General features: G+C 70.9%; 18 protein-coding genes. 8 read left to right on the plus strand and 10 right to left on the minus strand.

The features are described 5' to 3' along the window. Positions 1-503: 503 nt before the first annotated feature. Both ABZ822_RS26525 and ABZ822_RS26530 read right to left on the minus strand, forming a co-directional pair. Positions 504-1472, minus strand: a complete 969-nt coding sequence (locus tag ABZ822_RS26525; protein ID WP_360859286.1) for a zinc-binding dehydrogenase — start codon at positions 1470-1472, stop codon at positions 504-506. Positions 1473-1536: 64 nt separating this feature from the next. After that, positions 1537-2949, minus strand: a complete 1413-nt coding sequence (locus ABZ822_RS26530; protein ID WP_360859289.1) for an MFS transporter — start codon at positions 2947-2949, stop codon at positions 1537-1539. Between the two features lie 252 nt (positions 2950-3201). On the opposite strand from ABZ822_RS26530, the gene ABZ822_RS26535 reads away from it, so the two are divergent. Next, positions 3202-4257, plus strand: a complete 1056-nt coding sequence (locus ABZ822_RS26535) for an aldo/keto reductase (RefSeq protein WP_360859292.1) — start codon at positions 3202-3204, stop codon at positions 4255-4257. An 86-nt stretch (positions 4258-4343) separates the two neighbouring features. Here ABZ822_RS26535 and ABZ822_RS26540 read toward each other — a convergent pair whose 3' ends face one another. Further along, a complete protein-coding gene (locus tag ABZ822_RS26540) occupies positions 4344-4979 on the minus strand; it encodes a TetR/AcrR family transcriptional regulator (RefSeq protein WP_360859295.1) in 636 nt (211 codons plus the stop codon). A gap of 194 nt (positions 4980-5173) precedes the next feature. Further along, on the minus strand, positions 5174-9088 hold the full coding sequence (locus ABZ822_RS26545; protein WP_360859298.1) for a beta-ketoacyl synthase N-terminal-like domain-containing protein: 3915 nt from the start codon (positions 9086-9088) through the stop codon (positions 5174-5176). Positions 9089-9383: 295 nt separating this feature from the next. Here ABZ822_RS26545 and ABZ822_RS26550 point away from each other — a divergent pair, with 295 nt between their 5' ends. Next, entirely contained in the window at positions 9384-10187 is an 804-nt protein-coding gene (locus tag ABZ822_RS26550) for an AfsR/SARP family transcriptional regulator (RefSeq protein WP_360859300.1), read from the plus strand. Here ABZ822_RS26550 and ABZ822_RS26555 read toward each other — a convergent pair. The 5 genes from ABZ822_RS26555 to ABZ822_RS26575 all read right to left on the minus strand — a co-directional run bounded on the left by ABZ822_RS26555 (position 10150) and on the right by ABZ822_RS26575 (position 14340). Next, on the minus strand, positions 10150-10953 hold the full coding sequence (locus tag ABZ822_RS26555) for an alpha/beta fold hydrolase (RefSeq protein WP_360859303.1): 804 nt from the start codon (positions 10951-10953) through the stop codon (positions 10150-10152). The genes ABZ822_RS26550 and ABZ822_RS26555 overlap by 38 nt on opposite strands. A gap of 65 nt (positions 10954-11018) precedes the next feature. Beyond that, on the minus strand, positions 11019-11723 hold the full coding sequence (locus tag ABZ822_RS26560) for an SDR family oxidoreductase (protein WP_360859306.1): 705 nt from the start codon (positions 11721-11723) through the stop codon (positions 11019-11021). A gap of 38 nt (positions 11724-11761) precedes the next feature. After that, positions 11762-12982 (minus strand): beta-ketoacyl-[acyl-carrier-protein] synthase family protein, encoded by a 1221-nt coding sequence (locus ABZ822_RS26565; protein WP_360859309.1) that lies wholly within the window; start codon positions 12980-12982, stop codon positions 11762-11764. After that, entirely contained in the window at positions 12982-13221 is a 240-nt protein-coding gene (locus tag ABZ822_RS26570; RefSeq protein ID WP_360859312.1) for an acyl carrier protein, read from the minus strand. The genes ABZ822_RS26565 and ABZ822_RS26570 overlap by 1 nt, the downstream gene beginning before the upstream one ends. A gap of 117 nt (positions 13222-13338) precedes the next feature. Next, positions 13339-14340: a beta-ketoacyl-ACP synthase III gene (locus ABZ822_RS26575; protein ID WP_360859315.1), complete on the minus strand. Its 1002-nt coding sequence runs from the start codon at positions 14338-14340 to the stop codon at positions 13339-13341. A gap of 353 nt (positions 14341-14693) precedes the next feature. On the opposite strand from ABZ822_RS26575, the gene ABZ822_RS26580 reads away from it, so the two are divergent. From ABZ822_RS26580 to ABZ822_RS26600, 5 genes are read left to right on the plus strand one after another with little or no spacing between them, the layout of a single operon-like run. Then, the gene (locus ABZ822_RS26580) at positions 14694-15815 is read left to right on the plus strand and encodes an AfsA-related hotdog domain-containing protein (protein ID WP_360859317.1); all 1122 of its coding nucleotides are present in this window, start codon (positions 14694-14696) and stop codon (positions 15813-15815) included. Then, positions 15812-16918 (plus strand): 3-oxoacyl-ACP synthase, encoded by a 1107-nt coding sequence (locus tag ABZ822_RS26585; RefSeq protein ID WP_360859320.1) that lies wholly within the window; start codon positions 15812-15814, stop codon positions 16916-16918. The genes ABZ822_RS26580 and ABZ822_RS26585 overlap by 4 nt, the downstream gene beginning before the upstream one ends. After that, the gene (locus tag ABZ822_RS26590) at positions 16915-18519 is read left to right on the plus strand and encodes an FAD-dependent monooxygenase (RefSeq protein WP_360859322.1); all 1605 of its coding nucleotides are present in this window, start codon (positions 16915-16917) and stop codon (positions 18517-18519) included. The genes ABZ822_RS26585 and ABZ822_RS26590 overlap by 4 nt, the downstream gene beginning before the upstream one ends. 58 nt (positions 18520-18577) lie before the next feature. Next, a complete protein-coding gene (locus tag ABZ822_RS26595; RefSeq protein ID WP_360859325.1) occupies positions 18578-19573 on the plus strand; it encodes an aldo/keto reductase in 996 nt (331 codons plus the stop codon). Positions 19574-19608: 35 nt separating this feature from the next. Then, positions 19609-20382 (plus strand): HAD-IB family hydrolase, encoded by a 774-nt coding sequence (locus tag ABZ822_RS26600; protein ID WP_360859328.1) that lies wholly within the window; start codon positions 19609-19611, stop codon positions 20380-20382. A 356-nt stretch (positions 20383-20738) separates the two neighbouring features. On the opposite strand, the gene ABZ822_RS26605 is transcribed toward ABZ822_RS26600, so the two are convergent. After that, the gene (locus tag ABZ822_RS26605; protein ID WP_360859331.1) at positions 20739-21182 is read right to left on the minus strand and encodes a VOC family protein; all 444 of its coding nucleotides are present in this window, start codon (positions 21180-21182) and stop codon (positions 20739-20741) included. A 316-nt stretch (positions 21183-21498) separates the two neighbouring features. On the opposite strand from ABZ822_RS26605, the gene ABZ822_RS26610 reads away from it, so the two are divergent. Further along, positions 21499-22641, plus strand: a complete 1143-nt coding sequence (locus tag ABZ822_RS26610) for an LCP family protein (protein ID WP_360859334.1) — start codon at positions 21499-21501, stop codon at positions 22639-22641. Positions 22642-22683 lie beyond the last annotated feature (42 nt).

Raw genomic sequence — 22683 nt, forward strand, 5'->3', positions numbered from 1 at the left:
CCAACTGAGATCATCTGACACATGCCCGCAACGGACCGGCTCATGATGAACTCGCGTCCGCGGTGACCAGGCCGGTTTACCTCCTGGGCCTCGCATCACAGCGAGCAGTGAGCAGCGAGCAGCGAGCACAGCGCGCCGGCTCGACGAGATGTGCGTGAGCCAACGAGGCGATCCAGGACGGGACCGGACGTCCCAGCAAGAGGCCCCGGCCATCCGCCACGGGGGAAGAGGACGACCGGGGCCGGTCTTGAAGTCAGGCAGTGGAGCAGGCGACCAGGGTCCCGATGCGGTCGGAATCGGGGCGACGACGCCGGGGATGCCAAGCGGTCGGTGAGCATCGCCTTCCCCGCGAACCCTCCCCCACACCTCCCAGTAGGCGAACGCACCGCCTGTTCGCGAACGCGCCCCCATACATCCCCCAGCGGACCGTACACACCGGACGGCAAGCCACAGCCATGCGTCCGGCCCTTCGCCCTTCCCACGCCGTACGTGTAGTCGGGCCGTTACGGCATCGCCAGCACCAGCTTGCCCGTGCTGCGGCCGCTCTCGATACGGCGGTGAGCCTCCGCCGCGTCGCGCAGCGGCAGCACCTCCCCCACCTCCACCCGCAGCCCGCCGTCCAGCACCGCGTCCACGACGCGTCGCAGCACCGGCGTCACGGCCCCGGGGCGCTCGCCGCTCAGCGCGCCGAGGTTGAAGCCGAGCACGCCCTTGCCGCTGAACCACAGCTCGTTCGCATCGAAGTGGACGCTGTCGGCGCCGGAGGCGTTGCCCATCGCGACCAGGCGCCCGCCCTGCGCCAGCGCGTCGATGCTCTCCCGGCGGGTCGTGCCGCCGACCGGGTCGACGGCCACGTCGAAGCCCCACCCTTCGGTCAACTCCTTGACCGAGGAGGGCAGTTCGCTGCGGAGTACGACCTCGTCGTAGCCGAAGGCAGCGGCCTTCTCCAGCTTCTCCGGTGAGCCCACGGTGCCCACCACCTGGCCGGCGCCCAGCAGCTTGGCGACCTGCCCGAGCTGGCTGCCCACACCGCCGGCCGCGGCGTGGACGAGCACCCGCTCGTCCTTACGCAGCCGCGCCACCTCGCGGAGCACCAGCCACGCCGTCGTGCTGTTGGAGGGCACGGCGGCCATCAGGGCGAGGTCCGCCTCCTCCGGCAGCGGGGCGACCAGCTGCGCGTCGGTGACCGCCACCTCGCCGTAGCCGCCGCCCATGGTCATGGTCAGCGCCGTCACCGGCTGCCCGACGCGCAGGTCCTTGACGCCGTCACCGAGTGCGCGGACACGTCCGGCGGCCTCGATACCGGGTACGTACGGCAGCGGTACGTCCACGGCTCCCTGGCGGAAGAGGATCTCGGCGTAGTTCACGCCGGCGTGGGTCACGTCGATGGCGACCTGACCGGGCCCCGGCGTCGGGGGCTCGGCCTCGGCGTAGGCCAGTACCTCGGCGTCACCGAAGCGGGGAATCGTCACAGCGTGCACAGAATGTCACTCCTCATCAGGTGAGCTAAGGGGAAGAGGGATGTGTGGAGAGGACTCAGCGGGCTGCCGCTCCCTCGCGTTGGTCGGCCGTCTCGGCTGCCTGCCGCGTCGCCGGTGCCACCGGTGATCCCGAGCGCGAGCGCAGCAGCACCGCGGTGACGGCTGCGGACACCAGGCACAGCCCGGCGAAGCACCACAGCGTGAGGTGCAGCGCCTCGGGGAAGCGCGGCCCGGACAGCCTGCCTCCCGTACGGGCGGCGAGAACGGCGCCTACGGCGGCGATCCCCAGGGTCTCCGCGGTCAGCTTGGCGGTGTTGAACGTTCCCGCCGCGGCGCCCGCGTGCTCCGCGGGAACCGCGTCCACCGCCAGCCCGTCCAGCAACCCTTGCGCGACCGCCACACCGACGCCCGTCACCACCAGCGCCGGGAACAGCGACCACCCCGTCGCCAGCCAGGCAGCGCCCGCGGACACCAGCACCAGAGAGGCCACCACCTGTACGGGGCCGGGGATCCAGCGCACCAGCGCACCGCACACGAGCGGCACGACCAGGACCGGTCCTGTAAGGGCGATCATGGACAGCCCGGCCTCACCGGTGCCCATGCCGGCGACCTCGGCGAAGTACGCCGGCAGGTAGGTCAGCAGAGGCCCGAACAGCCCCACGACCGCGACCACGGCGAGGCACAGGCCCAGGAAGCGGCCCGTACCGAACAGCCGTAGGTCCAGGAGCGGTTCGGCGACCCGGCGCTCCACCACCACGAACACGGCGAACAGCACCGCCGAGGCCGCCAGCGCCCCCGCCACCGCGGCTGTGTCCCAGCCCCTCTCCGGGCCCTCGACGAGCCCGAAGATCAGTGCCAGCAGCGCCAGCGTGAAGAGGGTGCCGCCGGCCCGGTCGAGCCGGCCGCCTCGGGTGTCCGGGCGGGAAGCCGGCATCGTACGGACGAACGCCAGGCACAGCAGGCCGATGGCGCCGGGCACGGCGAACGCGGCCCGCCACCCCCAGGTGTGCACCAGCAGGCCCGTCAGCGTCGGCCCGACCGCCAGACCGGCGCCGATCGTGGTCCCGAACAGGCCGAACGCCCTGGCGCGAGCCGGCCCGGTGAAGGTTTCGGCGAGCACCGCGCTCGCGCCCGTGGTGGTCGCGGCGGCTCCGATCCCGGAGACCAGCCGGGCCACGTCCAGTACCACGATGTTCTGGGCCGACGAGCTGATCACCGCGCACAGCGCGAACAGAGCCACCCCGGACGCGAAGATGCGACGCCGCCCCCAGCGGTCCGCCAGAGCGCCGCTGATCAGCATGAAGCCGGCGAAGGTGGCGCTGTAGGCGTTCACGACCCACTGCGTGGCGGCGAGACTCGCGTCCAGCTGGGTCCCGATGTCGGTCAGCGCCACCGAGGCGCCGGTCAGGGTGAAGGGGACGAGAAAGACCGCCACGAGCGACAGCAGCAGCGTCCCGGCGCGTTGCATGAGAATCCCATACGACTAGGGGCTTCGCGGCGCCCGGATTCGGCTCCGGCTCGGCTCCGGCTTCGGCCGGATCGGGCCGAGCACGAGTCGAGACCTCGGGCGCCTTCCTTCCGTATCCCATGCTCGGCGACCCTGCTCACATCACGCTCACGTGCCTCTCACGCGGGTGCCCGCGGGGGTGTGATGCCGTGTCAGACTCGGCGCAGCTTCCCTCCTGATCACCCGAAATCGATTGGAGTGTGAGGACCTTCCATGCGCAGGACGACTCTGGGGCGTACCGGAATCTCCGTGAGCAGGTTCTGTCTCGGCACGATGATGCTCGGCTCGTGGGGCAACGCCGACCACGCGGACTGCCTGCGGCTCGTGCACACCGCGCTGGACGCCGGGATCAACTTCGTGGACACGGCCGACATGTACGCCGGGGGCGAGACCGAGGAGATCGTCGGCAAGGCGCTCAAGGGCCGCCGCGAGGACGTGGTCCTGGCGACCAAGGTGCATTTCCCGATGGGCGGGGACGCCAATCACCGCGGTAACTCGCGGCGTTGGATCAGGCGCGCCGTCGAGGGCAGCCTGCGCCGCCTGGGTACGGATCACCTCGACCTGTACCAGGTGCACCGGCCCGATCCGGCCACCGACATCGACGAGACGTTGTCGGTCCTCAGTGATCTGGTGCGGGAGGGGAAGGTGATGGCGATCGGGTCGTCGGACTTCTCCGCCGACCAGATCGTCGAGGCACGGTGGACGGCCGAGCGTCGTCATCATGTGCCCTTCCACACCGAACAGCCCCCGTACTCGGTCTTCATGCGGGGGATCGAGCGGTCCGTGCTGCCTGCTGCCCAGCGCCACGGGATCGGTGTCCTGACGTGGAGTCCGCTGAACAGTGGCTGGCTGACCGGTCGTTTCCGCAAGGGCGGGGCCGATGGGATCGGTGAACTGGGGTCGTTCCGGCGGGACTTGGTTCACCACAAGTTCGACCCGTCCGTCCCCGGCAACGCGCGGAAGCTCGACATCGTCGAGGAACTGGTCGTTCTGGCAGACGAGTGCGGTCTCCCGCTCCAGCACCTGGCGCCGGCCTTCGTGCTGTCGCACCCGGCCGTCAGCTCGGTCATCATCGGCCCGCGCACGGTGGATCAGTTGAAGGACCTGCTCGCCGGGGCCGAGGTGAGGCTGGAGGACGATGTCCTGGACCGGATCGATGCCCTGGTGCCGCCGGCGACGGACCTCAACCCGGCGGACGCCGACCACACTCCCCCGCACCTCGCCGACCCATCGATGCGGCGCCTTCCCCGTGAGCTGCGCGGGGCCTGAGGACGAGCCGCGGACGTGACCGCATGAACCCGCGGCCCTGACGATGTGAAGGGAGCCCGCCGCGGAGGCCACGGCGGCTCCCTCACTCAGTTACGGAAGGGCTTGTTGCCGACGCCTGCGAGCAAGTGGTCGACGATCGTGAGGAGTTCGGCGCTGAGCGAGCCGGCGTCCTGCTCCGCTTCCTTCCGGGACGACCAGCGGTAGAGCGACCCGAGGTACAGGTCGCGGAGCATGCTGCCCATGAGGTCCGGTGACAGACCGTCGGTCAGTTCGCCGGTCTGGCAGCCGGACCTGACGATGCCCGCGAAGATGTCCGCCATGTAGGGCTCTTCCTGGATCGGGCGTCCGGCCTTCACCCACGCGGTCAGCATGGCGACGGTGAGCTCGCGCTCCTCCTCGTTGATGCGGCCCAGCGCGAACATGCACTGCCTGAGCTGGGTGACGGCGCCGGATCCGTACGACTTCGTCTCGGCCAGCTGCGTCATGAGCTTGGCCCGGCGCCGCTCGCTCCAGGAGCCGATGAGGTCTTCCTTGCGCGGGAAGTAGTTGAAGAAGGTGCCACGGGCCACGTCGGCGCGTTCCGCGATGTCGTCGATGGAGGTCTGGTCGTAGCCTCTCTCGCGGAAGAGCTCCAGCGCCGCCGTGTAGAGCCTTTCCTTGACGCGCTGCTTGTTGCGCTCCCGGCGGCCCACAGGCGGTACTGCGGGTGCGTGTGACTCCATGATCTGTCTCCGCCTCCAGTCAACTGTGGTCGAAGCTGACCACCGTGCAGAGCGGGCTCCTTCGGGTGAGGTAACCTCCTGGCCAGCCCCCATTTCCTTATACCACAGTCCAAGAATGTGTCCCAGTTCTCGCTCTACCCTCACCCGGAAGCGGGCGGCTCCTCGGGCCGAACTGCCCTGTGACGCCCCGTCGTTCATGCCGGCGTCCCCGCCCCCAGGTTCCGGGTGAGGGTGTCGACGCTCTCGCCGCTCAGCAAGCGGCCCGCCGTGATCTCGATGCCGTGTTCGCGGCGCAGCCGATGGCGCAGCCGGGCCGCCATCAGTGAGTCGAGCCCCAGGTCGCGCAGCGGCCGGCGCGGATCCAGGTCGTTCTGCGACATGCCCAGGGTCGCGGCGGCCGCCGCTGCCAGGGCTGTTCGCGGGCTGCGGTGGCCGGCCGGCGGGGTGGAGACGCCTCCGTGGGCGTGGACGGCGTACTGCGTGCTGCCCGCCGTCTGCTCCGGCGCACGCTGCAGTCGTATCCCGTCGAAGCGGGCGACAGGACGGCCCAGTTGGGTCATGAGAAGGACATCGGCACGCTGCACGCCATCGTCTTCGGCCCGCTTGAGGCGGCACACCGTCCAGAAGGCGTCCGGGAGTTGCGTGAACAGCCGCACGGACGCGAACGCCGCGGGCGCTCCGAGTTCGTCGTCCGTGGCGAGCAACGGCAGCAGCGCGGCCTCCCAGGCAGCGGGCCCCGGCACCTTCGGCTTCCGCATGCGGGCGACCGCCACACCGTCGTCCCGCCATAACTGCTCCACCGCGCGGAAAGGCTCCCCGACGACGACGCCGCGCGCGGCGGCCCGCGCATGGAACCGGTCCTCCGACACGTACTCCCGGCAGCGCTCCAGCGCCCGGTCCAGCGTCCGCAGCAGTTCCTGCGGCTCCTCTTCCGGCTGCTCGGCCGGGAGGAGGCGAGGGCGCGCGGTGACGCACCGCCGCCACGCGTTCTCCGGGCCGGCGCGGAACTCCACCGCCGCCGCGTCGCCTTCGAAGGCCACCCGCACGTCCGCGTCTCCGAGCATGTCCGGCGTCAGCAGCTCGCCGGCCTCCAGCGCCACGTCCTCCAGCGCCAGTGGCCCGTCCTTTCCACCCTGCTCCTCACGTAGGACCTCCCGCGCCGCGTCCAGCAGCGTGACGCAGTGGACGACCGGCGGTACGGGTGTCACGCCCTGCACGGAGACGCCCTCCGCCCACGCCTCCGTGCGCCAGGCACTGGTGTCGACCGGCCGCACCCGGCGTTCGGCCCTGCCCGGGCCGGCGTATGCCTTCCTGCCGGCTCCCGCGGCGGCGCCCGCGCCCGTACGGCGGTAATGCACCGCCTCCCACGGGTAGGAAGGCAGCGGCACGGCGCGGTGCCGGTCCCCGTACCAGCGCGTCCAGTCCACCGCGCCGCCCGCGGCGAAGATCCGGCCCGCCGCGCGGAGTATTCCCGTCCGGGTGTCCTCGTCCCGCCGCATCGTGCCCACCGCGGTGCCGTCGAGGCCGGCTTCGGCGAGTGTGTCCTCGATCGCGGTGAGGAGCAGCGGGTGGGGGCCGACCTCGACGAAGACGCTGTCGCCGTGCTGCGCCGCGGCGCGCAGCGTGGGGGCGAAGCGGACGGTGCGGCGGAGGTTCTCCGCCCAGTAGGCGCCGTCGAGTTCGGGGCCGCGGACGGTGGTGGCGCGTACGGTCGAGAGCATGCTCGTGACCGCGGCTGTATCGGTCGGTGCGAGGGTGGCCAGCTGCTCGCGGAGTTCGTCGCGGAGCGGTTCCACATCGGGGGAATGCGAGGCGACGTCGACGCGGATTCTGCGGTTGAGGACGCCGCGCTCGTCCAGCTCTTTCGCGATCCGGTCCAACGCGGCGGGGTCTCCGGCGAGTACGCAGGAGGTCGGTGCGTTCTCGGCGGCCACGCAGACGGCGCCGTCGTGGCGTGCGACGGTCTCCTGCGCCTGTTCGGCGGAGAGTTCGACGGCGAGCATCGCCCCGTGCCCGGCGGCGCGTTCCATCAGTGTGCTGCGGCGGCAGATGACGCGGGCCGCGTCCGGCAGGGACAGGGCGCCGGAGACGTACGCGGCGGCCGCCTCGCCCATGCTGTGCCCGATGCACAGCCGTGGGCCCACCCCCAGGTCCCGCCACAGGGCGGCCAGGGACACCTGGACGGCCCACAGGGCGGGTTGCACCGTGGCGACGCCGGTGGGCGGGTTCTCCGGCGGGTCCTCCAGCAATGCGCGTACGGACCAGCCGAGTTCGGCGCGGATCGCCTGGTCGCAGCGATCGAGTTCGGCGCGGAAGGCCGGGGAGGCCGCGAGCAGGTCCCGGGCCATGCCCGCCCACTGCGAGCCCTGCCCGGCGAACACGAAGGTGGTGGGCTTCTCGGCTCCGTAGCCGCCCGGTCCGTAACCGGCGTCGTCGACACCGCCGTCGGTGATGGCTTCCCCGTCGGCCAGGGTGCGCAGCTTGTGCGCGAGGTCGTCGTGCGATGCGCCGACCACCCAGAGCCGGTGGGGGTGGGCGGCCCGGCGGGTGGCCGCGGTTGCGCAGATGTCCTGCAGTGAGCTGACACGCCCCCGCCCGTGCGGGCTCAGGTGATCCGCGTACCGGCCGGCCGTCCGGCGCAGGGCGGCGGGCGAGCGGGCGCTCAGCACCAGCAGCTGCGGACCGGTGGCCCTCCCCGCAGCCGGTTGGTCCGGGTTCAGGTGGGACCGCGTATGTGTGTGCCGACCGGCCGGCCGTGCGACGTACTCACCGATGACGGCATGGGCGTTGGTGCCGGACAGGCCGAAGGAGCTGACTCCGAGGAGTGCTTCCCCGTGCGCTCTCGCCAGCGGGCGGTTCGTGGTGACGATCTCGACGGGGAGTCCTTCGTCGGCCAACACCGGGTGCGGGCGCTTCAGATGGAGCGAGGCCGGTATGACGCCCCGTCGGATCGTCAGGACCGCTTTGATGAGTCCGGCGATGCCGGCGGCTGCTTCGGCGTGGCCGATGTTGGTCTTCAACGATCCGGTCAGCAGCGGCCGTTCCGGGGCTCGGCCTTCCCCTGTGGCCTCGGCCAGGGCGCGGAGTTCGACCTCGTCGCCGATGGGTGTGCCGGTGCCGTGGGCCTCGACGTAGTCCAGCTGTTGCGGGCGGATCCCCGCGCTCCGGCACGCCTCGCGCACCATGTCCGCCTGCCCTTCGACGGACGGCTGGAGCAGCAGGCCGCTCGCGCGGCCGTCGTTGGTGACGGCGCTGCCGAGCACGAGGGCCTGCACGGGGTCGCCGTCCCGCAGGGCGTCGTCGAGCCGCTTGAGGACGACGGTGCCGACGCCCTCGCTGCGGACGAAGCCGTCGGCGGTGGCCTCGCCGAAGCGGCAGCGCCCGCCGGGGGACAGCATGCCGCCCTCGGAGTAGGCGACCGCGTCGCGCGGGGAGAGGAGGAGGTTGACGCCGGCGGCGACGGCCAGGTCACTCTCGCCGGTGAGCAGGCTCTGCCGCGCGGCGTGCACGGCCACCAGTGAGGACGAGCAGGCCGTGTCGATCACCAGGCTGGGTCCGCGGAGATCGAGTGCGTACGAGACGCGCCCCGCGGTGGCGGCCCGGATGCGCTGTCCGACGGCGTCTCGCAGGGCCTGCCCCGGCGCCCCTGCCATGGGCCGGCCCGCTCCCCCGGGCCGGTCCTGGTCGGCCCCGGCCTGCTCGGCGTAGTCGGATGTCGCCTGCCCGACGAAGACACCCGTACGGCTTCCTGCCAAGCGGTCCGGGGTCAGTCCCGCGTCCTCCAGGGCTTCCCAGACCACGTGGAGCAGCAGGCGCTGCTGCGGATCCATGCTTTCGGCGTCGACCGGTGCGATTCCGAAGAAGGCGGCGTCGAAGCCGAACGCGTCGTCGAGGAAGCCGCCGTGGCGGGAGGCTGTCCTGCCCGGCGTGCCGGGCAGAGGGTCGTACACCGGGTCGACGTCGAAACGGTCCGCCGGGACTTCCGTGACGGCGTCCTCGTTCCCCACCAGCAGGTCCCAGAGCTCTTCCACACTCCGCGCGTTGGGGAACCTGCACCCCATGCCGATGACCGCGAGTGCGCTCGTGCCGTCGTGTCGTCCGTATTGCATCGAGTCCCTCTTCACAACGTGGACATGTCGCCGCCCATGCTGCCACCCGAGTCCAAGATTGGCACAGTGAGTAATCTTCGCCTCAAGTGCACTTATGTGCTGGTCGATTGAACGCTGGAGCACTGCACGGTACGGAGTTCCTGTCCGCTTTGTTCGCTGAAAGGGTGGTTCCGATACGGAGACTCGAAGGCAAATCTAGACTTGCATTCAAGGATGCACTTGACTATACGTAGTTGAGAATCATGTCCGGCAAGACAACGGGCCGCGGATCGTGGAGCGTTGAGGAGGGGGACGGATGATCGCCAACGTGCTCGGGTCGCTGCGCGTCACCATGAACGGTGAATCCGTGGTGCCGGCGGCGCCCAAGGCCAGAAAGGTGCTCGCCCTGCTGGTCCTCAACCCGGGACGGGTCGTGCAGACCGACGCGATGGAGCGCGAGGTGTGGGGCGCTCGTTCCCCCAGAAGCGCGACCACCAGCCTGCAGAACTACGTCATGCAGATCCGCAAGCATCTGGGGAGGACACTGCCCGGCGACACCGGCAGCGCCCGCGCCAAGCAGATCCTCGTCACGGAACAGACCGGCTACCGACTGGCCGCTCAGGACGACCAGTTCGACGTGCGCCGCTATCACGCGCTGGTGGCCGAGGCCGACGCGGCGGAGGCAGCCGGCGACCTCGCGGAGGCGTCGGCGCTCATCCGGTGCGCCCTGGACCTGTGGCGTGACGAGCCGTTGGCCGACCTGCCGACCGGTCCCGTCCTCCAGTCCCATGTGATGCGCCTGGAGGAGAACCGCAAGGCGGTGCTGCGCAAACGGATCTCCCTCGACCTGCAGTTGCACCGGTACGAGGTGGTCGGGGAGCTGCGCGCACTGGCGGCGCTCCACCCGTACGACGAGATGTTCCACGAGTGCCTGATGATCGCGCTCGACCGCACCGGGCGGCGGAACGACGCTCTCTCGGTCTACCAATCGCTGCGCAGCGCACTCGCCGAAGGCATCGGCCTCGAACCCTCCGCACGACTGCGGGAACTGCAGAAGGCGATCCTCGTCTCGGACGACTCGCTCACACCCGCGGTGCCGCAGGGCGGCATCCGGGTGTGACGGCCGCGTGCAGGGCGGCATCGAGCTCGGCCAGCAGGACGTCCGTACCGGAGGGGGCGAAGGGGAAGAAGTGCCCGCCCGCCACCAGGTGTTGACGGTATTCGGCTCGGGTGAAGGCCGCCCACTGCGGCAGGGTCCCAGCGGGGACGAGCTGATCGTCGCGCCCGGCGAGGGCCGTCAGCGGCACGGTGAGGCGCGCGTCGCGCACCGCCGTCAACGCCCGCAGGGACAGGGACAGGTCGTGCGCCAGCACGCGTGCGTCCCGGCCGAGTCGGGTGACGTCGCCGCAGCTGTCAGGTCCTTCGCTCTCGCGGAGCGCCCCCGCCGGCAGACCGTGCAGGGCGAGGACGTCTTCCAGCTGGAGAGGTGTACGCGCTCCGGGCAGCGCGCAACTCACCATCACCGCATCGCAGTTCACACGGGCGGGCCCCTCCCCCGCCAGATCGGCGACCGCGACGGCGAGCAGCCCGCCCAGGCTGTGCCCGTACAGAACGGTCGGTGCCGGCGGCAGTCGGCGCAGCTCCCCCGCCACCCCCTCGACGGCTTCGACCGCACAGGTGGTCAGCGGCTCGACGGCACGCCGTTCCCGCCCCGGCAGGGTGGCGCCGATCAGCTCCACATCGTCCGGCAGCCGCGACAGCGGGGCGCGATAGCGCAGCGGACCGGCGCCCGCGTGCGGGAAGACGAGGACGCGGGCGGCGGGTGCCTCCTGGGCGGCCGGACGCATCAGATCCGTCCAGCCGCCGCCGGTCGCGCTCGGAGACATGGTGTGGTTCCTCCCTTCCGCCGGTCGGTGGCTACGCGATTCAGGTACCGGACCGGTCGGCCCGGTCAGTGCCCCATACCGATGCCGCCGCTGACCGGAAGCACCGCACCGGTGATGTAGCCGGCCTCCTCGCTCGCCAGGAAGCGGACGGCGGCCACGACCTCGTCGACCGTGCCCGGGCGGCCGAGCGGTGTCATCCGCATCAGGTCCGCCATACGCTTCTCGGACAGCGGCTCCGTCATGTCCGTCTTGATGATGCCGGGAGCCACCACGTTCACCGTGATGCCACGATCCCCCAGTTCCCAGGCCAGCGAACGCGCCATGCCGACCAGACCGGCCTTGGAGGCCGCGTAGTTGGCCTGTCCGGGCGAGCCGAGGAAGCCCAGCGCCGACGAGAGCAGGATGACGCGGCCGCGCCGTGCCGGGAGCATGCTCTTGAGCGCGGCGCGTGCGGTGGCGAAGGCGCCCGTGAGATTGGTGCGGAGCACTTCCTCGAAGTGCTCGTCCGACATGCGGAGTGCGGGCCGGTCCCGGGTGATGCCGGCGTTGGCCACCACCACTTCGACCGGGCCGTGCGCCGCCTCCGCCTCGCGCAGGGCCTTCTCCACCTCGCCCGGCGCCGTCACGTCCGCTCGTACCCCCAGCACCCCCTCCGGCGGGATGCCCGAGCGGTGGCTGGCAGCGACCTTGTCCCCGGCGGCCGCGAAGGCGGCGGCGACGGCGGCGCCGATGCCCCTGTTGCCGCCGGTGACGAAGACCGAACGGTTCATCGTGTTCCCTTCCATGTCTGTCGTGGCGTGCGCCGCGGTCACGCGGGGGTGAGGACGAGCGCCGCGTTGTGGCCGCCGAAGCCCAGTGAGGTGCTGACGGCCGCGTCGATGCGGGTACGGCGCGGCTCGCCGGAGACCACGTCCAGTTCGATCTCCGGGTCCTGGTTCTTGAGGTTCGCCGTCGGCGGTACGGTGCCGTGCTGCACGGCCAGCACCGTGTACGCGGCCTCCAGGGCACCGGCGGCGGCCAAGGCGTGGCCGGTCACGCCCTTCGTCGAGGTGACGGCCGGGCGCGGGCCCAGGACCCGGCGGAGCATGCGGCCCTCGATCACGTCGTTCATGGGGGTGGAGGTGCCGTGCGCGTTGACGTGGTCGACGTCCCCGGGGGCGATGTCGGCGTCCTCCAGTGCCAGCCGCAACGCCTGCTCGATGCCCCGGCCTTCCGGTTCCGGGGCGGTGGCGTGGTGGGCGTCCGAGGAGGCCCCGTATCCCTGGACGAGCGCGCGGACGCCTGCGCCGCGCGCCTGCGCGTCCTCGGCTCGTTCGAGGACGAGTACGCCGGCGCCCTCGGCCGCCACGAACCCGTCCCGCTCCGCGTCGAAGGGGCGTCCGGCGTACTCGGGTGCCTCGCGGTGCCGGGACAGCGCGCCCATCTTCGTCAGTCCGGCCATCACCGTCGGCGTGAGCGCGGACTCGCTCGCCCCGGCCAGCACGATGTCGCACGCTCCGGATCGCAGCAGGTCACGGGCCATACCGACGGCTGTGGCACCCGACGCGCAGGCCGTGCCGACGGCGAGACCGGGCCCGGTGGCGTGGCAGTCGATCGCGATGGAGCCGGCGAGCATGTTCGGCATGTACTTCGTGATCGTCAGCGGGGAGACCCGGCCGGGTCCCGCCTCGCGGAGCACGTCGTACTGCTCCTCGAGCGTCGCGGCGCCGCCGAGTGAGTTGCCGAGCACGATGCCCACGCGGGTGCCGTCCCAGGTACCGCTGTCCCATCCCGCGTCCTCGATCGCCATGCGCGAGGCGGCGAGCCCCAGTTGGACGAACCGCTCATGCTGCCACGAGGAGAAGCCGCCCAGAACGTCGTCCGCGTCGAAATCCGGCACGCGTGCCGAGAAGTCCACCGGCATTCCGCTCAGGGCCTCGTCGCGGGTGGCGCAGGAACGGCCCGAGAGCAGACGTTCCCAATTCCCTGCGACACCGATTCCGGCGGGAGTGACCAGCCCGAGGCCGGTGACCGCGATTCCGGCCGGCATCACACCACCGCGCCCTTGCCGGAGAGGAGGTCTGCGACGTCGCGTATGGTGAGCTGATCGGTGAGATCGCCTTCTTCCAGGGCCACTTGGAATTCCTTTTCCAGGACGAGGCTCAGCTCGATGAGCACGAGAGAGTCGAAGGAGAGCTTGTGGAAGGTGACGTCCGGGGAAATGACGTCCCTCTTCACCTTGAACTGGCCGGAAAGAATGCCGGCGACGCGTTCCTCGATGACCTGCATGGGGATCCTCCTCGAGTGCGGGGTGAATGGTGCGGAAGATGTGGACGTGCTGACCCGGCGACATCGTGACGTGCCGCGTGGTGTCCGGGTGTTCCGGGCCGGCTGTGCCGAACCCGCTCAGACGGGGGTGACGTCCGGCCAGACGAGACCGATCGCGCCCCAGGTCAGGCCGCCTCCGAACCCGGCCAGCACGGTGTGATGCCCAGGGCGCAGTACGCCGTCGGCGACGCCGTCCGCCAGGGCGAGCGGTATGGACGCGGCGACGGTGTTGCCGACGTCCGCGATGTTGGAGACGAATCGCTCGGCGGGCAGCCCCATACGGTCCGCGACGGCCGCCAGAATGCGGGCGTTGGCCTGGTGCAGGACGAATCGGTCCACGTCGCCGGGCGTCCGGCCGAGGCCGTGGGCGGTCGCTTCGACGGCGTCGGTCATCCTGCGTACGGCCTCGGAGAAGACGGCCTTCCCTCGCATGGTGAAGTACGCGCCCGCCTCGGCCGCCGATATGCCCGAGGCGCGCTGACGTGATCCGCCCGCGGGCACCTCGATCAGCTCGCTGCGGGTCCCGTCGCTTCCGAGGTGCAGCCCGCCCAGGGCGCCCGGCTCACCGGGCTCACCCGCGCGCAGCAGCACGGCCCCCGCGCCGTCCCCGAACACCGCACGCGTGGTGCGGTCTTCGGGGTCGAGGATGGTGGAGAAGGTGTCCGCGCCGATGACCAGGACGGAGTCCGTCATGCCGGAGGTGATGAGCCCTGCGGCCGTGCCCAGGGCGTAGACGAATCCGGTGCACACAGCGGCGATGTCGAAGGCGGGAACACCGGTGAGTCCGAGCCGGCTCGCCACCTCGGGTGCGGTCGCCGGGCACGGCCGGTCCGGTGTGCTGGTGGCGACGACGACCACCCCGGCCTCGTCCGTCCCGGCCGACTTGAGCGCGCGCCGCCCGGCTTCCACGGCGAGGGAACCCGTGGACTCGCCCGGGGCGATGACGCGACGCCGGCGTATCCCGGTGCGTGTGAGGATCCACTCGTCGGAGGTGTCCAGGTGGCGGGCCAACTCGTCGTTGGTGACCACGGTCTCCGGTAACCAGGCGCCGACACCGGCGAGCACCGCGGCGCGGCTCATCGGGGGGTCCCGTCATTCCTCACCGGGAAGGGAAAAACGGCCTGTGGTGCGCCGTTCCCGGAAAAGCTCATCTGAATTCCTCCCTTTCTTGCCGTGGTGCGGAAGTCTCGCCGTGGTACGGAAATTCGGCGGCTCACGTGAACTCATGCGGACGTTCGGCGGCTCACGTGAACTCATCCTGCACGACCTCACTTGAGTGGCCTTCATCAGCGGCACAGAGGCGGGTCATGGACTGCTCACGCCGCGCATGAGGACGACGTGAGCGGGAGGCCAGCGGTGTCCGCCAGCATCGTCATCACATCGAATACACCGCATTCACGCCCTCAAGTGCCCCTCAGGGGAAGGGAGAAGGAGTGACAGTCGCCGCCGAGTCGGCCGATGTGCGAGAGAAGCTCTCCGGCCTTGATTTCTCGCGCACGGTCCCGAAAGACCTGGTGCATCGCGAGGCGTTGTCCGAGCTGTTTCTGACGGACAGCAGGAAGGTGACGGGCGAGCATTTCGTGGCGGCGGCCCAACTCCCCCCGTCGCACGCCTACTGGACCGACCACACCGCGCCCGGGGTCGTCGACGCCGCCGACCCGCTGCTGCTCCTCGAATGCTGCCGGCAGGCGGAGACCCATGCCGTCCACGCGCACTTCGGGGCACCGCGCGACACCGTCTTCGTTCTCCGGTCCTGGTCGATGGAGCTGTCCGGTGACGCTTCGCGTGACCGCGAGTCCCCCGTCGGCCCGGGGCCCCGGCCCGGCTCCGGTCCCGTCGAGTTCACCATGGACGTCACCACGTGCGACTCCCGGTGGCGGGAGGACACGCTGCTGGGGACGACGTACGTCATGGACCTGTACGTCGCCGGCCGGCACAGCGGGGAGGTCCGGCTGCGCGTGGCCTACCTGCCCGGCGGCACGTACGCGGCGATGCGCAGCCGGAGCCGCGGCAGCACGCCGCCCACCTCGGACGCCTTCCGGCACCACCGGGACGGAACACCCGTCCCTCCGCTTCGCGTCGGACGGTCCCGCGAGGAGAACGTCGTCCTGGTGGACCCGGTGGTCGACGAGGACCGCGTCAGCGCGCGACTGCGCCCCGCCGGTGAACACCCCAGCCTCTTCGACCACCCGCTGGACCACTTCCCCGGCATGGTCCTCATGGAGGCGGGCCGGCAGCTGAGCGTGCTCGCCGCGGGCGAATGGGGCCGCACACCCGGCGCGTCATGGACGCTGACCGGCCTGGACGCCTCCTTCCGCGCTTACGCGGAACTCGACAGTCCGCTGATCCTGACCGCCCACCGGGCGGACACAGGTGCCGACACCGGAGCGGACACCGGCGCCGGCTCCGCTGCGAACTCGGATGGGCACTCCGGTGCGGACGGGGCGGCGCAGCGCCTGCGGGTCACCTTCGAGCAGCGGGAAGAGACGCTCGCCGAGGCCGAGTTCACGCTCACCGCGACCGGTCCGGACGCACACCGGGACGCCGCCCGGTGAAGCTCCACCGACCGCTGTCCATCGGCTCCGCTGCCACCTGGCTGCCCGACACCGTCGAGACGGTCACGGAGGCCGTGGAGTCCGGGCGGCTCGCCCCGGACGACGTGCCGGTGACCGGCTACCGGCAGCTGCCCGTCTCGCACACGTACGCCCCGCCGGACATGGCGGTCCTCGCGGCACACCGCGCACTGACAGCCACGGGCGAGGATCCGGGGAACGTCGGCCTGCTGGTGCACGCCTGGACCTACCACCAGGGCCACGACTTCTGGTCGCCAGCGCACTATGTCGCGCACCGCACGGGTGCGCTCGGCGCGCTGCCGGTCGGCGTGCAGCAGATGTGCAACGGCGGCGCCTGCGCACTGGAGTTGGCCGCGGCGCGGCTGCTGGCCGACCCCACGACCCGTACGGCCGTGGTCACGACAGCCGACCGCTTCTGTGCGCCCGGCTTCGACCGCTGGCGCGGCGACTACGGCCTCTGGTACGGCGACGGCGGGACCGCCGCCGTACTGCACTCCGCCGCGCCGGAGAGCAGCAACGGACTGGAGTTGCTCTCCCTCGTGACGGCGGCCTCGCCCGTCATGGAGACCATGCACCGCGGCCGGGATCCCTTCAGCCCGGCGCCGCGCGAGCACAGCGACGTGGTCGACATCCGCCGTACCAAGAAAGCGTTCCTGCAGGACAACGGCAAGGAGCACTTCGCGAAGACGGTGCAGCAGCGCGTCCCGTCCGTCCTCCGGCAGGCCCTGCACGAAGCGGGCATGGACGATGGCTCCGGGCTGCGCGCGGTGCTGCTGCCGCGGATCGGCCGGACGGCGCTGGAGGCCGCGTACGTCCCCGCCGTCGCCCAGGTCACCGACTCCCCCGCCGTGGATGTCGGCCACGACACCGGCCACTTGGGAGCGGGCGACATGCTCGCCAACCTCGCCCTGCTCGCCGGGGACGGGGACAGCAGTGGTGCCGGGCACGCGCTCGCCCCCGGCGAGGCAGCCGCGGTCCTCAGCGCCGGCGGCGGATTCACCTGGTCCTGCGCGGTGGTCCGGCGACCCCGCACCGGCACTCCTCACCTCGACACAGCGGACCCCCGTGGAAGGGAAGGGCGATGAGCCCCGGACAGCACAGCGTGACAGCCTCCGAGCCCGTCCTGGTGGTCGGCGCCGGACCGGTCGGCATGGTCCTCGCCTGCGATCTGCTGCGCCAGCAGATTCCGGTGCGGATCATCGACGCCGCGCCCAGCACGACCGTCCACTCCCGCGCCGTCATCATGTGGCCGCGCAGCCTGGAGCTGATGCGCCGGATCGGCGTCGCGGACGAACTCTCCCGTACCGGCAAGCACATCGACGCCGTCTCCTACTACTCCGGCAGCCGCCGCCTCGGCGCCATCGAGATGAGCCGGCTGGACGACACCCCGTACCCGTACGGGCTGTGCACCCCGCAGTGGAAGACCGAGGACGTCATCCGCAAGCGGCTCGTCGAACTCGGCGGCCACGTCGAGTCGGAGACCTCCTTGGTAGGTCTCGACAACTCCGGGGACCGGCCGGCGGCGACGCTGCGGCGCCCGGACGGCACCACGGAGGAGATGCGGGCCTCGTGGCTGATCGGCGCCGACGGCTCGCACAGCGCCGTACGCAGGCTGCTGGGCATCGAGTTCCAAGGACAGGGCGCCGATGTGCTGTTCGCCATCGGCGACGGTCCGCTGGACGGCCCGCTGCCGCCCGACGAGATGGTGTACTGCTACAACGCGGGTGGCGCCATGGGGCTCGCGCCCTTCGGCGACGGCACGTTCCGCGTCGCGTGCAGCGTCCCGGTGTGGAACGACGAGGACGCGCCTCCGCGCGAGCTGTTCCAGGAGAACCTGGACCGCGTCGTGCCCTTCCCGGCCAAGCTGGGCGAGCTGAAGTGGACGACCGTCTTCCGTGCCCGTCGCCGGACCGCCGCCACCTTCCGCTCCGGCCGCTGCTTCCTCGTCGGGGACGCGGCGCACATCTTCAGCGCGGCCGGTTCGCAGGGCATGAACACCGGAATCCAGGACGCGGTCAACCTCGGCTGGAAACTGGGCGGCCTGATACGGGGCACCCTCGATGCACGGGTCCTGCACTCCTACGACCCCGAGCGCCGCCACTCCGCCGAACGCGTCTCCCTCGTCACCGCCAAGCAGACCTCCTGGGGCCTCGTCCAGCAGCCCGCGAAGGTCGCGCTGCGCGACACCTTCGTGCGCGGGGCGGGAGTCACCGGTGCGTTCCAGCGCCTGGTGGCGCCGTTGATGAGCCAACTCACCGTCAACTACGCCTCGGACCGGGAGAACGTGAAGGCCGACATCAGCTGGCGGCTCCGCCCCCTGGGCGTGGGCGAGCGGCTGCCCGTCTTCGTACCCGACGGCGACGAGGACGCCGGCCACAGCGCCTGGCCCACCGTCGCCGACGACCGCCTGACCGTTCTGGCCTGGGCGGGCGGCTCGCGCGGCGTCCGGTGGGAGGAGCGCTGCGCGACGCTGCGCGCGGCACTGGCCCCGCATCATCCCGTGCGGGACGTCTCGGCCTGGCCGGCCCTCAAGAAGTTCCTCGGATCGGCTCCGCGCGCGGTCGTGGTGCGGCCCGACGGGCACATCGCCGCCATCGATCCGCGCCTGGACCCCGTACGGCTGCGCCGCACCCTCGCCCGTGTCGGCGCGTCGGTCACGGCCGACACGGACGCAGTGATCGGCTGACAGGGACCGGCTCCCGGACACCGACCGCCACAGACCGGCGAAGAAGTGAGGAAAACACGTGGAACAGCGCAAGCTCGGGGCCTCCGGACCCCCCGTCAGCGCCCTGGGCCTCGGCTGCATGGGCATGAGCTGGGGTTACGCCGAGGGGCAACGGAACGACGAGGAGTCCGTACGGATCATCGCCGAAGCCGTCGGCCTCGGTGTCACGTTCTTCGACACCTCCGACGTCTACGGCGACGGTCACAACGAGCGGCTGCTCGGCAAGGCCCTCGCCGGGCGCCGTGACGAGGTGGTGCTGGCCACCAAGTGCGGGCTGGTGGTGGACGATCTGGCCACCCGCGCGATGCACCGGGACGGCCGGCCCGAACGCGTTCGGGTGGCGGTCGAGGCGAGCCTGCGGCGACTGGACACCGACACGATCGACCTGCTGTATCTGCACCGCGCCGACCCCGATGTGCCGCTCGCCGAGACCTGGGGAGCGATGGCCGGACTCGTCGAGGCGGGCAAGGTCGGGCGGATCGGCCTGTCCGAGGTGAGCATCGCGCAGGCCGCCGAGGCGCACCGCCAACACCCGGTCGCTGCCGTGCAGTCGGAGCTGTCTCTGTGGACGCGCGAACCGCTGGGCCGGGCCGGGGACGAACTGGCCGGACTGCCCCCGGCGGAGAACATGGTCGGCTGGTGCGCGCGGAACGACGTCGCCTTCGTTCCCTTCGCGCCCCTCGGGAGGGGCTTCCTGACCGGCGCTTACACGCGTACCGAGCAGTTCGAGCAGAGCGACTTCCGGGCCTCCAGCCCGCGCTTCCAGGACGAGGCGCTGACGGCCAACGGTCGCATCGTCGACGTCGTGCGCGCCGTCGCCGGGCGGCACGGTGCCACACCGGCTCAGGTCGCCATCGCCTGGACCCTCGCCCAGGGCGAGCACGTCATCCCCATCCCCGGCACCAAGAACTCGCGCTATCTGCGCGAGAACACCGAGGCGGCCGACCTCCGGCTCGGGGATGCGGACCTGGCCGAGCTGGACGGCGTACCGGTCGCGGTCGGCTCGCGCTACTGACGTACGCACCGGACCAGAGGGAGGGGAGGAACACGGTGACAGCCGAAGGGGCGGAGCGGACGACGGGTGCCGCGCGGTCGGGGGGCCGCGCGGCCTTCTTCGACGTCGACGAAACACTGATCACGCGCAAGAGCATGCTCTCGTTCCTGCGCGCCTACTACGGGTGGATCGGCTGCCCCGAGGCCGAGGCGGAGGAGGCGGTATCCGCTCTCAAGGACACCGCCGCCGGCCCGGGTGGCCGGGCAGCCTCCAACCGCGCGTACTACCGGTTGTTCGCGGGCCAGCGGGTGGCCGATGTGGCGGCCGCCGGGCAGCGGTGGTTCGACGACGGGCTGCGCGCCGGCGGTCTGTTCCACCAGCCGGTGCTGCGGGCTCTGCGCCGGCACCGCGCGAACGGGGACCTGATCGTGCTGGTCTCCGGGTCCTTCTCCGCCTGCCTGGACCCGGTCGCGGGCCACGTCGACGCGGACGTGGCGCTCGGCACGGTCCCGGAGACATCCGGCGGCCGCTACACCGGAGAGGTGCGCCAGGTACGGATCGGGGCGGGCAAGGCGGCGGCGGTGACGGAGGTGCTGCGCGACCGGGGGTTGCGTGCCGGGGAGTGCCACGCGTACGGGGACCACGCCTCCGACCTGGACCTGCTGAGCCAGGTCGGGCATCCCGTGGTCGTGGGCGAGGACCCGACGCTGCTGGAACGCGCCCGCGTCAAGGGCTGGCGCCGCCTGCCGGGCATCTCGTCCGCCACCCCGCCCGGTCCTTCCGGGGTGGCGGACGGGACGCGGTCGGAGCACGGAATCTCGGGCCGCTGACCTGAGCCCTGCGGAATGCTCCCGAAGCGGTGGGGGGCGTCGGGGCGGTCCGCCCCGCGCCCGAGCCCTGGCGAAGCGCCGACCCGACACCACGAGCACTGTGGTGTGGTCCGAGGAGTGCCGCGGAGTGCGAGAACGAGGTGTCCAAGATCGTTATGTGGCGAACGACGTGGCCCCCCTCGCGACAGCACTCCATGCGCGACCGACGACGTACTGAAGGAGCGTCCCGATCCTGGCGCCGCGGCGGGGGCCGGCCGGACGCGGAGTGGAAGGTCTCCAGACCGCCAGTCACTGTTCGGTGAGTTCGTCGGGCGTGCCCGGACGGTTCTGTGCGCGCACGGTCCCTTCGGCGGCCCTCAGCTGAGCTGCTCGGCCAGTCCGACGACGATGCCCTCAGGGCCGCGGACGTAGCAGAGCCGGAAGACGTCCTCGTACTGCGCCAACTCCCCGACGAGTTCGGCGCCGTGGGTGCGCAGGCGGGCAACGACGTCGTCGATGTCGTCGACGGCGAACATGATGCGCCTCATGCCCAACGTGTTGGCCGGTGCATCCTCCGGCTGGGAGCTGATCGCCTTCGGTGCGTGGAACCGGGCCAACTCGATTCGGCCGTGGCCGTCCGGGCTCCGCAGCATGGCGATGTCCTGTCGGACGCCGTCGATCCCGATGACGCGCTCCACCCAACGCCCCTCGATCGGGTACGGCTTGCCCTCCAGTTCCATGCCGAGTTCGACGAAGAACGCGACAACGGCGTCAAGGTCGTCGACAACGATGAGGACGTTGTCCATCCGCTGGATCGTCATGCCAGGACTCCTCGGTGTGGTGCGGCCACGGTGACCGCATCCGCAAAAGGGGGACGGACCCGCCAAGCCGTTCTCGACATCCTGCGCCCCATCGTCCTCCAGACCGATGTCGATGTTCAGAAGGCCGCAGAAGAACGTCAAGCATTCACTCACGGAATACCGCGACCCTCGGGCCGGGACTCAGCGGAACATGGCCGTATCCCTACTAGAGCAAATGACGTATTTCATAGCGCGCCGAGGGCTGCCTCCACGGCGCGCACCTGCATTCCGCTTATGGTTTCGGGATCCTTTCCAGCGGTCGAATGGAGCGAGCCCCGTGCCAGTTCAGGAGTCCGGTTCCGATTCGGTTGTCAGGACACCCGGCCGCACGCGGGAACGTTTCAGGATGCTCGCCCCGATGGGCGCGCTCGTTGTCCTCGGGGCAGGCGTGAGCCAGATGGGCGACGCGACCGACCCTGGTGGCTGGTTCTCCCACCTGCTGCCCGACCAGGGGCCCGGTGAAGCGATGAACATCCTGCTGGTCGGCACGGACAGCCGGGACTGGAACCTCATCACCCCGGAGGAGAAGCAGTCGTTCCGTCTGGGCGGCGTGGCCTGCGACTGCACCGACACGATCATGGTGGTGCATCTCTCCGGCGACCGTAAGAGCGCCGATGTCGTCAGTCTGCCCAGAGATTCACTGGTCGAGCTGCCGGCCCATCACGACCGCCGCACCAACGCCGAGCACGCGCCCCACCTGTCGAAGATCAATGGTGCCTGGGCGGAAGGCGGCGCGGATCTCACCCTGCAGACCGTCGAGTCGGTGACGGGGCTGAAGATCGACAAGTTCCTGCAGGTCGATTTCCGGCGCTTCATGGACACCGTCAACACCCTGGGTGGTGTCGACGTCTGTACCGCGGTGCCACTGCAGGACCCCTCCACCGGCCTCGATCTCGCTCCGGGAACTCACCACGTAGCCGGCGGCCCCTCCTTGCAGTACGTGCGTTCACGCAAGGTCGACCACCAGGCCGACTTGGGACGAATCCAGCGCCAGCAGCGCTTCCTCATGTCCTTTCTGACGAAGATGTCCCAGGAGGACGTTCTGAATCGACCGGACGTGTTGCGCAAGCTCAGTGAGACTTTCGTCGGAACGGAGCCTGTCAGCCGAGGCTTCAGCGCCACCGAGCTGTTCGAACTGGCCCTTTCTCTACGCGATCTGAGTCCGGCATCGGTGGAACTGGCAACCGTGCCGATCAGCGGTTTCGACCAGAACATCAGAGGAATCGGATCCACACTGAAATGGGACCACGAGAAGGCAGAGCAGGTGTTCGCCGCGGTGCGCGATGAAAAGCCGCTGGTGAACAACGCGCCGCCGAGCACGGGTCCGCTGGGCGAATACTGGCCGGTCCAGGGCAACTCGCTCACCTGCGACGCACCGATCGTCCCCAACGCCCAGGCGCCTGCCTCACCCGCGTCCTGATCCGGGAGGGGCGCGCCGAGTCGCCGACGAGGACGCGGGCGC

It is taken from the genome of Streptomyces sp. NPDC047108 (genome assembly GCF_040643575.1).
Taxonomy (GTDB): Bacteria; Actinomycetota; Actinomycetes; order Streptomycetales; family Streptomycetaceae; genus Streptomyces.

Coding starts and splice junctions, on each gene's coding strand:
- ABZ822_RS26530 (WP_360859289.1), bottom strand. CDS start 2,949: ATGCAACGCGCCGGGACGCTGCTGCTGTCGCTCGTGGCGGTCTTTCTC.
- ABZ822_RS26535 (WP_360859292.1), top strand. CDS start 3,202: ATGCGCAGGACGACTCTGGGGCGTACCGGAATCTCCGTGAGCAGGTTC.
- ABZ822_RS26540 (WP_360859295.1), bottom strand. CDS start 4,979: ATGGAGTCACACGCACCCGCAGTACCGCCTGTGGGCCGCCGGGAGCGC.
- ABZ822_RS26545 (WP_360859298.1), bottom strand. CDS start 9,088: ATGCAATACGGACGACACGACGGCACGAGCGCACTCGCGGTCATCGGC.
- ABZ822_RS26550 (WP_360859300.1), top strand. CDS start 9,384: ATGATCGCCAACGTGCTCGGGTCGCTGCGCGTCACCATGAACGGTGAA.
- ABZ822_RS26555 (WP_360859303.1), bottom strand. CDS start 10,953: ATGTCTCCGAGCGCGACCGGCGGCGGCTGGACGGATCTGATGCGTCCG.
- ABZ822_RS26560 (WP_360859306.1), bottom strand. CDS start 11,723: ATGAACCGTTCGGTCTTCGTCACCGGCGGCAACAGGGGCATCGGCGCC.
- ABZ822_RS26565 (WP_360859309.1), bottom strand. CDS start 12,982: ATGCCGGCCGGAATCGCGGTCACCGGCCTCGGGCTGGTCACTCCCGCC.
- ABZ822_RS26570 (WP_360859312.1), bottom strand. CDS start 13,221: ATGCAGGTCATCGAGGAACGCGTCGCCGGCATTCTTTCCGGCCAGTTC.
- ABZ822_RS26575 (WP_360859315.1), bottom strand. CDS start 14,340: ATGAGCCGCGCCGCGGTGCTCGCCGGTGTCGGCGCCTGGTTACCGGAG.
- ABZ822_RS26590 (WP_360859322.1), top strand. CDS start 16,915: ATGAGCCCCGGACAGCACAGCGTGACAGCCTCCGAGCCCGTCCTGGTG.
- ABZ822_RS26605 (WP_360859331.1), bottom strand. CDS start 21,182: ATGACGATCCAGCGGATGGACAACGTCCTCATCGTTGTCGACGACCTT.